General features: G+C 42.8%; 15 protein-coding genes and 3 pseudogenes. 15 read left to right on the top strand and 3 right to left on the bottom strand.

Features of this window, described 5'->3' with window-relative positions:
• The first annotated feature begins 125 nt into the window (after nucleotides 1-125).
• The 15 genes and pseudogenes from R1Y93_RS12250 (at nucleotide 126) to R1Y93_RS12180 (ending at nucleotide 7,906) form a co-directional block, all read left to right on the top strand.
• A complete protein-coding gene (locus R1Y93_RS12250; protein ID WP_500823020.1) occupies nucleotides 126-698 on the top strand; it encodes a hypothetical protein in 573 nt (190 codons plus the stop codon).
• Between the two features lie 36 nt (nucleotides 699-734).
• Nucleotides 735-1,517, top strand: a complete 783-nt coding sequence (locus tag R1Y93_RS12245) for a hypothetical protein (RefSeq protein WP_500823019.1) — start codon at nucleotides 735-737, stop codon at nucleotides 1,515-1,517.
• Nucleotides 1,518-1,570: 53 nt separating this feature from the next.
• Nucleotides 1,571-1,891: a hypothetical protein gene (locus R1Y93_RS12240; protein WP_500823018.1), complete on the top strand. Its 321-nt coding sequence runs from the start codon at nucleotides 1,571-1,573 to the stop codon at nucleotides 1,889-1,891.
• Nucleotides 1,892-1,942: 51 nt separating this feature from the next.
• Nucleotides 1,943-2,335: a pyridoxamine 5'-phosphate oxidase family protein gene (locus tag R1Y93_RS12235; RefSeq protein ID WP_500823017.1), complete on the top strand. Its 393-nt coding sequence runs from the start codon at nucleotides 1,943-1,945 to the stop codon at nucleotides 2,333-2,335.
• 104 nt (nucleotides 2,336-2,439) lie between these two features.
• Nucleotides 2,440-2,824: pseudogene (gene gloA2, locus R1Y93_RS12230) on the top strand (SMU1112c/YaeR family gloxylase I-like metalloprotein).
• A 2-nt stretch (nucleotides 2,825-2,826) separates the two neighbouring features.
• Nucleotides 2,827-3,579, top strand: a complete 753-nt coding sequence (locus R1Y93_RS12225) for a hypothetical protein (protein ID WP_500823016.1) — start codon at nucleotides 2,827-2,829, stop codon at nucleotides 3,577-3,579.
• Between the two features lie 106 nt (nucleotides 3,580-3,685).
• A complete protein-coding gene (locus tag R1Y93_RS12220) occupies nucleotides 3,686-3,913 on the top strand; it encodes a hypothetical protein (RefSeq protein WP_500823015.1) in 228 nt (75 codons plus the stop codon).
• Nucleotides 3,898-4,056: a hypothetical protein gene (locus R1Y93_RS12215; protein WP_500823014.1), complete on the top strand. Its 159-nt coding sequence runs from the start codon at nucleotides 3,898-3,900 to the stop codon at nucleotides 4,054-4,056. Before R1Y93_RS12220 ends, R1Y93_RS12215 begins: the two co-directional genes overlap by 16 nt.
• A 13-nt stretch (nucleotides 4,057-4,069) precedes the next feature.
• Nucleotides 4,070-4,231, top strand: coding sequence for a hypothetical protein (locus R1Y93_RS12210; RefSeq protein WP_500823013.1), 162 nt, complete (start codon nucleotides 4,070-4,072; stop codon nucleotides 4,229-4,231).
• Between the two features lie 96 nt (nucleotides 4,232-4,327).
• Nucleotides 4,328-5,242: a hypothetical protein gene (locus R1Y93_RS12205; protein ID WP_500823012.1), complete on the top strand. Its 915-nt coding sequence runs from the start codon at nucleotides 4,328-4,330 to the stop codon at nucleotides 5,240-5,242.
• Between the two features lies 1 nt (nucleotide 5,243).
• Nucleotides 5,244-5,405, top strand: a pseudogene (locus R1Y93_RS12200) (VOC family protein); the annotation flags it as partial.
• 2 nt (nucleotides 5,406-5,407) lie between these two features.
• Complete coding sequence (locus R1Y93_RS12195; RefSeq protein WP_500823011.1) at nucleotides 5,408-5,575, top strand: hypothetical protein; 168 nt, start codon at nucleotides 5,408-5,410, stop codon at nucleotides 5,573-5,575.
• A gap of 160 nt (nucleotides 5,576-5,735) precedes the next feature.
• Nucleotides 5,736-6,026 (top strand): hypothetical protein, encoded by a 291-nt coding sequence (locus tag R1Y93_RS12190; protein WP_500823010.1) that lies wholly within the window; start codon nucleotides 5,736-5,738, stop codon nucleotides 6,024-6,026.
• A gap of 156 nt (nucleotides 6,027-6,182) precedes the next feature.
• On the top strand, nucleotides 6,183-7,106 hold the full coding sequence (locus R1Y93_RS12185) for an ABC transporter ATP-binding protein (RefSeq protein WP_500823009.1): 924 nt from the start codon (nucleotides 6,183-6,185) through the stop codon (nucleotides 7,104-7,106).
• On the top strand, nucleotides 7,103-7,906 hold the full coding sequence (locus R1Y93_RS12180) for an ABC transporter permease (RefSeq protein ID WP_500823008.1): 804 nt from the start codon (nucleotides 7,103-7,105) through the stop codon (nucleotides 7,904-7,906). Before R1Y93_RS12185 ends, R1Y93_RS12180 begins: the two co-directional genes overlap by 4 nt.
• Before the next feature lie 76 nt (nucleotides 7,907-7,982).
• On the opposite strand, the gene R1Y93_RS12175 is transcribed toward R1Y93_RS12180, so the two are convergent.
• The 3 genes and pseudogenes from R1Y93_RS12175 to R1Y93_RS12165 all read right to left on the bottom strand — a co-directional run.
• On the bottom strand, nucleotides 7,983-8,576 hold the full coding sequence (locus R1Y93_RS12175) for a hypothetical protein (protein WP_500823007.1): 594 nt from the start codon (nucleotides 8,574-8,576) through the stop codon (nucleotides 7,983-7,985).
• Nucleotides 8,501-9,199, bottom strand: a complete 699-nt coding sequence (locus tag R1Y93_RS12170) for a hypothetical protein (RefSeq protein WP_500823006.1) — start codon at nucleotides 9,197-9,199, stop codon at nucleotides 8,501-8,503. The genes R1Y93_RS12175 and R1Y93_RS12170 overlap by 76 nt, the downstream gene beginning before the upstream one ends.
• 114 nt (nucleotides 9,200-9,313) lie before the next feature.
• Nucleotides 9,314-9,506: pseudogene (locus tag R1Y93_RS12165) on the bottom strand (hypothetical protein); the annotation flags it as partial.

Below are 9,506 nucleotides of genomic sequence, written 5' to 3'. Positions count from 1 at the left end.
CTTTATAGTTAGTGAGGCTGTAGGAATGCTGGCTAGTGAAATCGTTGGCGCAGTAAGTCCCTGTCGCAAATAATATTCGTCTCTCATATAAACAGAATCGTTTAGAAAGAAATGTAGTTGAGGCTTTGCAAATTGTTCAAAAAGAAGTCGAAGATGAACTTGAAGATAAAATTGTGAAAGCTCAGCAGCAGAGCAATTTAGAATATCAGAGACAGATTACAGAAGCATTGCTTGATAATATTGTCGAAGAACCTCAGGAGGCAATGGTCAAATATAATGCTAACGGATATGTTAACTTACTGAAATCAGATAATACAAATTTGGATATTGTATTGATGTTTTTTAAGACTCTTGCACAGTTAAGTGATTTGGATATTCGTGTTTTGAAGTCGTATTCTTATTTTGGAAATGACGGAGAGAGCCTTTTGGACATTTGCAAAGATATTCATATAGATTTTGAGCAAATGCGATTCATTAGAGAAAAGCTTGAACGCTTTGGACTTTTGCAAAGTAAAAATGAAGAAATCAATGATAATAATCTTGAAGAGGTTGTTAAATACCTCCAAAACCTTGAAAAAGAAAGCAAAAAAACCAAGCCAGGAACAGTAAAAATTCCAAAGCTAAAAAAGGTATCAGGCTCAGATAGCTATAAAATTACTCAGTTGGGAAGGCAGTATCTTACATTGATTGAAGCGTGAGTAGGCTGATGTGGTCTTGTGCAAAGGGAGAAAAGGATGACAAACGAATTGCTTTTGCAGTATGTGAACAAATGCGAGAACGATTATAAACATTTTATGGGAGTATCATCGCTTCCTTCATTTGATCTAATTTCAAAACACATTTCGCTTTCTGATGCGAATGCGTCTGGATGGGGAGCTTGGGCAACTCATCGATTTGATTTTCAAAGTCAGTCGCATTCTATTGAAGTGTGGGAATATATGTGGAAACCACAGTTGCATGGCGATTATGTCGTATTTCATGAATTGACGCATCTGCTCGATGCAGAGAATCTCGTAGATGGGGATAAAAAGAAAAATGCCATGATGCGAGGCTTTCTGGAATATCATGCAAGCCAAATTGAAACTATAAAAATTTTGGGATATGAGAGTATTGGCGAAAATATTTCTTTTTCCATGAAACAGCAAGTGGAAACTGTTGCATCAACCAAGTCAATGCAGAATTTTGTAGATGAACCGGCTAATACTGCAAAGTCGTTACTCAAAAGAAATGACTTTCCTAAAGATGTAGAGACGCTTGTAACAACTGCAGCGTTGATATTCAACTATTATGGTAGGCGTTCAATCTGTCTAATGTATGCTCAGGATTATCGAGAAGATGTGGATAAAACAGAGTTTTCTGAATTTATAGGACCAGCACAATTAGCTGCTTTGGATACATTTTTGAAAGGTTGGCTTAATCCCACACAAATTGATGCGCTAGGACAGTTTTATTTTGTAATGATTGGCACAAAAATGAAGGAATATGGAGCTTGGTATAATAGAAAATCTTTAATTTAAGATTTTAAGATACTACACTTAAACAATTAAAAACAGGAAAGAGGTTATCACCTATGCCTAGAACGAAAGGCAGCAAGAATCGTCCCAAAACCAATATTGCAAAAGACTACGTATCACAGATTACAGAGAAGCAGGAAGCTATCGCCTCTCTGAATACTGAGATCGCATCCATCACCGCCAATATTGACATTTTGAAGGCTGACCTGAAAGAGAAGAAGACTGCTCTGAAGAAGGTCGAAAAGAAGAGGTATCCCTGGAAGCGAAGAAGGCAAAGGCAGATGCTAAGGCCGCTGAAGAAGCTAAGAAGGCGGAAGCCGAAGCAGCTGCTGGCAAACGGTATGAGTGCAGATGAAATCCTCGAAAAACTGAAATAAAACCATAAAACTATAAATCACACACGACCGTGTGGGAAAGGAAAGAATTAAATGGAAGAAATCGTAAAGTTCTTAAAAGAAGCTGAAACATATTACTTGGCAACGGTCGAAGGCGACCAGCCGAGAGTGCGTCCGTTTGGTACGGCACATATTTTTGAAGGCAAGCTGTACATCCAGACTGGCAAGAAGAAGGATGTTTCCAAGCAGCTGCATGCCAATCCGAAAGCAGAGTTGTGCGCATTCAAAGGCAGCGAGTGGATTCGCGTTGCTGGCGAACTGGTAGAGGATGACCGTGTGGAAGCGAGAGAATCTATGCTGGATGCTTATCCGAGTTTGAAGAAGATGTATGCCGCAGATGATGGAAACACTGAGGTGTTCTACTTCAAGAATGGTGTGGCTACCATTAGTTCTTTCACCCATGAGCCGAAAGTGATCAAGTTTTGATGATATGCTGTGTGGACAAACTGAACTCCAGGAGTTCACACGGTGATTTTTGAAGGTTGATGTATAGTTTGAAACGGAAATAAAAGAAATGGAGCGTGAGAAAAATGAATTTATCAAAAATACACCACATCGCAATCATCGTATCTAACTATGAATCCGCAAAGGATTTCTATGTGAACAAGCTGGGATTCTCTGTTATTAGAGAGAACTACCGTCCGGAGCGAAAGGACTGGAAGCTGGATCTTCGTGTCAATGAATACACGGAGCTGGAGATTTTTGCTGAGGAAAATCCTCCGAAGCGTGTAAACTGTCCAGAGGCCTGTGGTCTACGCCATCTTGCTTTCTGCGTTGATAGCGTGGAGCAGACGGTGAGAGAGTTGAGAGAATTAGGTATAGAATGTGAGTCGATCCGGGGTTGACGATTACACCGGCAAGAAGATGACTTTCTTCCATGACCCGGATGGACTGCCGCTGGAACTGCACGAATAAGCATGGGAGAGAAAAGAGCATATAAACCTCGGAAGCCAGGCGGTGGCCGGAAGAAGTTGAAGCCTGAGTATGATGCTGTGAAGAACCTAAAAGAGCAGATGGAAAGTGCTGTGGCACTCTATGAGGAGGAGTGCTCCCTCCGATCCATTGCAAATGCGCTAACTCTGAATCCAATCAAAGTAAGAAAGCTGCTCATCACGGCTGGTGTGTATGAATCGGATGTGGCGGAGAAGGTACAGGATACCTTTGAGGAGTATCGAGAAACACAGAACTATAAAGAAGCCATCCTCTCAACCGCAAATACTCTTCAACTCTCCAAAGCCTCCGTTACCTCGTACCTACCATATCAGAAAGGTGTGTACTTCCCGAGTACAGCAGATAAAGAAAAAATTAGTGTTGGAGCAGAGCGGCGGCGGAGATTCAGAGCAGTAAGAAAACTGAGATCAGAGCCAACAGAGGAGCACCTGTGGGAGACGGTCTTGCTTTATTCTGGTGTGAAATTCAAAACTTACTCTGGTTTGCCATTCTCTTACGTGATTAGAAAAGGCAGAAGCGGCGAATACACAAAGGAACTGTGGATCGACCGCCGAGAGAAGAGTAAAAGCTTGGCGTGGAGTTCGGTGTTGCTGGCACTGAACAATATAAAAAAGGTAGGAGAAGTGGTAAACCGCCCGAAAGCTCTGGGGGATATCCTGGGGAGTGACTTATATTTACGGGATGTTCTATCGGTTCGGACTAATCGATGTGCCGGATGAAGTGAAGGAGAAGATGGGGCATCCGAAAAACCGCAAAAAATAGGTTGCTATGTGTAGATGTCTACGGTAATATGTGCCGTAACTGAGGAAATGAATTTCAGTTGGGATGGATGGTAGCATTATAGAAAAAGTGAAGGCGTTGCTAGAGGATAACATTAGGAAAACGGAGCCAGAGTATTATCCGCCAGTGGAGAATCTGCTGGATCTGATCTATGAGCATTACACGGAGAATAATCCAGTAGAGAAAAACACAGTTGCCGGAAAAGCAGTAAAGAAAAAAGAAAAGGAACTGGAAGAATGGCTGCGAGGGCTGGTTGAATGGATAGGCTCGTAGATGACTACGTCGGAGATAAGATTCCACTCTGGGAGAAGATCATGGACCGGCAGGGGACGGTGTGCTGTGCATGGGAGAAGACTGCTTTTGAGGAAGGTCTGAAAGTTGGAATTCGAATTATGATGGAAGTATACGGTATGTAACATATAGTTTGTAATGGAAATAAAATTGTTCTTCCGGAAGCTGTTCTTACTGGCTTTTGTAACATCGATGATCCTGTTTAGAACCCTGCTAAACCGTCAGCTGTATAACACAGTTGGGGGAGTAGTAGGTGGTTTGGCGTACTATGCGGTGATGAAGGCAAGAAAGCGTCAGTAAAAAAATATAGTTTTGTGATATATTAGAAAGAGAGACTTCTATGTTGTTCTCATACCTATACAATACTTAATTTAATTAAAAGCGGAGGGATTGTGTATGGATGCTAAAACTGAGTTAGCGAGAAGGATACATGATGACATTCAATCCGAAATAATGAAGTACTATAATCGGGTTGGCATTACATATCGAGCAGACGAAAATGCCCCGGAAAAAACAATAATTGATTTTTTTTCTTATCTTTATAAAAGGATACCTGTGCTGAAAAGAAGAGTGGAATACTCTAACGAACTGCAAGCCAAAATTGAAAGTGGAGAACTTTCAGAGAAAGAAGTAGAAGCCTTAAAGAAGTACGAGAATGCTTTTGAAGAAGGAATGGATATGAATGCTTTTTTATCCAACCAAACAAGTGCCCCTGGCAAAGTGGATTTTTTACGATATACCTGGCATTTATATCATTTGCACTTAAATGAAAATCTTAATGTGAATAATAAAAACAATCGAAGCAATAAACAGCTACTTTGTATCATAAATGATGATTGTACTTATTTTGTGGACATGATTCCACATCCTGAAAAAGCAGAGAATTATTTTAAATTGCTTTATCTTAAGATCATTCAGAGAAATAACTGGATGGAGCATATTGGTTTTTTGGAGATTCCTGGAATGGTGCTCGGATCACAAGCATTCAAAGTTACAAGTGAAGAGGATATTTTTGAATTATACAGCAAAGGGCCTATAAATATCCTTTTGGAAGTTGAGAACAAAGGATACATTTCACTGGGCTCAATAACTTCAACCAGAAATCCGCTAAGATCAACGGAGCAGATGAGGATAATAAATAGAAACATCAGAAAATTGAAGGATCGGGCAGATGATTATAAAGGATTTAAGTTTGAAACTGATAAAGCAGGATTACTGATGGGTATGGTAGAATTTGAGAATTCAAAACAAGGAGCATTGCGGATAGATATTTTGAAAGAAATGGAGCGTGAGAAAAATGAATTTATCTAAAATACATCATATTGCGTTCTGGGTAGACAGCGTGGAGCAGACAGTGAAAGAACTGAGAGAATTAGGTATAGAATGTGAGCCGATCCGTGTGGATGATTATACCGGCAAGAAGATGACTTTCTTCCATGACCCGGATGGTTTGCCGTTGGAGCTGCATGAATAATCATGGGAGAGAATACAGCAGATAAAGAGAAGATCAGTGTAGGAGCAGAACGGCAGCGGATATACAGAGCAGTAAGGAAACTAAGAACCGAGCCGATGGAGGAACATTTGTGGGATGTACCCAACGAAGTGAAGGAGAAGATGGGCCATCCAAAAAACCGCAAAAAATAAGATGCGTCTGGTGGTAAGGATTATGTATAAAAATATGCAGGAATATGCACCATAATTAAGACACAAAATCCTGACTGGAAAGGACGGTAGCATTATAAGTACGTTAAAGGATATACTGGAGAATTATATATCAGAAACAAAGCCACATTACTATCCTCCTGTGGAAAACCTGCTTGATCTGATCTATGTACATTACACGGAAAATAACCTGGGGAAGAATAATACAGCTGCCAGGAAAGCAGGGCAGGCAAAAGAAAAGGAACTGGAACAATGGCTGCAGGGAATCGAAGGCATGGACGCAATTGTAGAGGACGATATGGGGGAGAGGATACCACTTTGGGAGGAAATCATGATTCGTCATGGGAGTGTATGCTGTGCATGGGAGAAAGATTCATTTGAGGAAGGATTGAAGGTGGGGATTCGGCTTATGATGGAGGTACTTTCGGAATAGTCAGATCCACAGCACATCTGGTTCACGGGGGAAACAAATATTCACTGGGAATCTGAGAGGAATGGTAGAATTATATATGCTGGTTATGGTATAGTGGAGGAGGAGATCTGATCATTTCCGTAAGAAAGAATGTTTGTGGAAAGGAAGATATGAAAAATGGAAAAACAGTTGGATCCTGTAATAGAAATACAGCATCTGAATAAATCCTTCGGCAGTGTACATGCTGTAAATGATCTAAGCTTTCAGGTAAGAAAAGGGGAGCTGTTTGCTTTTCTTGGCGTAAATGGAGCTGGCAAGAGTACCACGATCTCGATCATCTGCGGGCAGCTGAAAAAGGACAGTGGAGAGGTAAAGATCGGTGGCAATGAAGTAGATCAGAAGCCGGGAGACATTAAAAGAATGATCGGTGTTGTTTTTCAGGACAGTGTGTTGGATAAGCCGCTGACCGTCAGGGAAAACCTGGAGAGCAGAGCCGCACTGTATGGTATTACAGGCAGGGAATTTGATAAGAGACTGGAAGAACTGTCCCTTATCCTGGACTTTAAAGAGTTTATGAACCGACAGGTGGGCAAACTGTCCGGCGGACAGCGAAGAAGAATTGATATTGCCAGGGCATTACTTCACAAACCTGAGATATTGATTCTGGATGAGCCTACCACAGGACTGGATCCTCAGACCAGAAAGCTGATCTGGAGTATTATTGAAAAGCTTCGGGTGTCAGAGAAGATGACCGTTTTTCTTACAACACACTATATGGAAGAAGCCGCATCTGCAGGTTATGTGGTAATTCTGGATAAGGGGAAGATCGTGGCAGAGGGTACACCTTATCAGCTGAAAAATCAATATGTACAGGACTATGTTTCTATATATGGAGCAGGAGAAGAACAGATCCGACAGCTTGGCAAACCTTATAAGGCAATCCGGGATGGTTATCAGATCCAGGTACAGAACACCGGTGAAGCAACCAAGCTGATCGTAGAGCATCAGGAACTGTTTCAGGATTATGAAGTAGTAAAGGGCGGCATGGATGATGTATTTCTTGCTGTAACCGGAAAGGTATTAGGAGGTGAGAATCCATGAAAACCACGTTGGCATTAATAAAACGAAACAGGAAGCTGTTTTTCAGAGACAAGGGCATGTTGATCTCATCCTTGATCACTCCGATTATTTTGATCGTATTATATGGGACTTTTCTTGCTAATATATACAGAGATTCTTTCCAGTCGGCCCTTCCGGATTTCTTTAAGATTTCTGATAAATTAGTGGATGGCACAGTAGCCTCGCAGCTCGTAGCCGGACTTCTGGCAGTCAGCTGTGTGACAGTAACCTTTTGTGTAAACCTGACTATGATACAGGATCGGGCCAGTGGTGCAAGAAAGGATTTTAATGTATCTCCTGTAAAAAGACCATTGATATACCTGGGCTACTTTTTTTCAACTGTGCTGAATTCCTTAATGGTAAATCTTCTGGCTTTGGCATTGTGCCTTGGCTATATTGGAATCATGGGATGGTATTTAAGCGCGGCAGATGTTTTATGGCTGATTTTGGACGAGATCCTTTTGGTTTTGTTTGGAAGTATTTTGTCCAGCATTGTCTGCTATCCCCTGAAAACCCAGGGACAGATGTCAGCTGTGGGAACGATTGTAAGTGCAGGATATGGTTTTATCTGTGGAGCACATATGCCTATTTCCAATTTCGGAAGCGGATTGCAGAAGGTTCTTTCCTTTCTTCCAAGTACATATGGGACTTCTTTGCTGAAGAATCATATGCTGAGAGGTGTTTTTGAGGAAATGGAAAAGGAAGGGATCCCCACACAGGCAATTGCGGGGATCCGGGGGATTCCGTGGATTGCAATCCGATCTTCCTTGGAAAAGTTGTAGGAACAGGATGGATGCTGGTGATCATGGCCGGCACCATTGTGATCCTGGGAATTCTTTATCTGCTGATCACAGACCTTTAAGAAAGAGTAGAAGGCTTTTCAGTCTGATATCCGCTCCAGCCCTGAAGAGCTGTTGCACCGGATTGATCTGCAGAATCACTGTAAGAATCGGTTGTGATGGTGTATTGGCTGTCACCTTCTACATAAACAGTGCCGTCAGTTCCCTGGATAGTCACAGTTTTGCCCTGGTCATCTACGATGGTTCCTTCATTGGAGAGGGAAGTAACGGTGCTGTCTCCGGTAACCGTCCAGGTTGAGTCTTTGCTGACAGATACGTTGCAATAACCGGAACCGCCGTCACCGGCATATGTTTCATCATCAAGGATGGCACCTGTCAGATTACTGCTGTCTGTAATATAGAAATCAAGATCACTGATAGAATCCCATATCACATCTCCCTGCATGTCTTGGCTGATCGCAGTAAAGGTACAGTCTGCGCCATTAGCACCTGCCTGTCCCCAGCCACGCTGATTGGTATTGCCTGTACACTGCAGGAAAAACTCGTTGTCATCATTATAATTAATATCTACATCATTTAAGGTGATGGTGCTTTCCGTATTAGTAGTGTAGAATACACCACCGTTCTGGGAAGTAAGGGAACCACCATCCATCTGGAAGGTGCTGTTGCCGTACTCTCAGCATCACCGGACATGCTTTGATATAAGATGACAGTCCAGGTGTTGTCATTTTGATCCTGATCACTCATATTTCCGGTAAGATCGCAGTCATACAAGTGGATGGAATTAAGACCTTCGATACATACAGCTTCCGATCCGTTGGCTGTGAGAGTCGCATTATTTACTGCAATATCTGCTGTACTGTAGATGGCAGGAGAGCCGAGCCCATTGGAAGTATAGGTCCCTCCATCCAGAACCATTGTGCCGCCGCCTCTGTCGCTTCGGATGGCTGCGGAAGATTCACCATTGGTTTCTACATTAAGATCCCAGCCATAAAGGGTGCCTCCGCCAGCGGCATGTACACCGCCGGAGGTGCCCTGCTCTGTTTTTATGTCTGTATCTGCCGCATAGATCGTACCATCACCATATGCGAACAGACCAGCTCCACCATTTGCGTTCGTTGTAATACTTCCGCCTTTTACGTAAGCTGTACCGTCTGTTGCCAGAACGGCTGCACCTACCCCATAAAAGCTGGCATCATTGCCACCGGTACTTTCCTGGGAATCCCGGGATACGGTTACATTGTCCAAGGTAACATTGGCACCGGAAGAGATCAAGGCTGCATTTTCATCGGTCCCTGTGGATTCAAGGGATGTATTTTCAACAGAGGTTGGTCTTCTGTATATTCATTGACAGCGGTGTAGCTGTCAACGCCTTCAGACTGACCGCCATCAGGACCGCCTTGTCCAGTCAGGAGCACCTTCCGGTTTTTCGGGAGGTTGTCCGTCCGGAGTCTCACCTTCCGGTTTTTCAGGAGGCTGCCCGTCTGATGCATCACCCTCTGGCTTTTCAGGAGCCTGCCCGTTCGGAGTCTTACCTTCTGTTTTTTCGGGAGCCTGACTGTCTGGCACTTCATTTGTGCTC

This window comes from Blautia sp. HA3515 (assembly GCF_059933065.1).
Note: the sequence above shows the minus strand (reverse complement) of the source record. Positions and strands in the feature narration are given on the sequence as shown.

Bases quoted from the DNA above. Each gene is read 5' to 3' on its own strand.
- R1Y93_RS12245 (WP_500823019.1), top strand. From the start codon at position 735: ATGACAAACGAATTGCTTTTGCAGTATGTGAACAAATGCGAGAACGAT.
- R1Y93_RS12240 (WP_500823018.1), top strand. From the start codon at position 1,571: ATGCCTAGAACGAAAGGCAGCAAGAATCGTCCCAAAACCAATATTGCA.
- R1Y93_RS12235 (WP_500823017.1), top strand. From the start codon at position 1,943: ATGGAAGAAATCGTAAAGTTCTTAAAAGAAGCTGAAACATATTACTTG.
- R1Y93_RS12225 (WP_500823016.1), top strand. From the start codon at position 2,827: ATGGGAGAGAAAAGAGCATATAAACCTCGGAAGCCAGGCGGTGGCCGG.
- R1Y93_RS12220 (WP_500823015.1), top strand. From the start codon at position 3,686: ATGGATGGTAGCATTATAGAAAAAGTGAAGGCGTTGCTAGAGGATAAC.
- R1Y93_RS12215 (WP_500823014.1), top strand. From the start codon at position 3,898: ATGGATAGGCTCGTAGATGACTACGTCGGAGATAAGATTCCACTCTGG.
- R1Y93_RS12210 (WP_500823013.1), top strand. From the start codon at position 4,070: ATGGAAATAAAATTGTTCTTCCGGAAGCTGTTCTTACTGGCTTTTGTA.
- R1Y93_RS12205 (WP_500823012.1), top strand. From the start codon at position 4,328: ATGGATGCTAAAACTGAGTTAGCGAGAAGGATACATGATGACATTCAA.
- R1Y93_RS12195 (WP_500823011.1), top strand. From the start codon at position 5,408: ATGGGAGAGAATACAGCAGATAAAGAGAAGATCAGTGTAGGAGCAGAA.
- R1Y93_RS12185 (WP_500823009.1), top strand. From the start codon at position 6,183: ATGGAAAAACAGTTGGATCCTGTAATAGAAATACAGCATCTGAATAAA.
- R1Y93_RS12180 (WP_500823008.1), top strand. From the start codon at position 7,103: ATGAAAACCACGTTGGCATTAATAAAACGAAACAGGAAGCTGTTTTTC.
- R1Y93_RS12175 (WP_500823007.1), bottom strand. From the start codon at position 8,576: ATGGATGGTGGTTCCCTTACTTCCCAGAACGGTGGTGTATTCTACACT.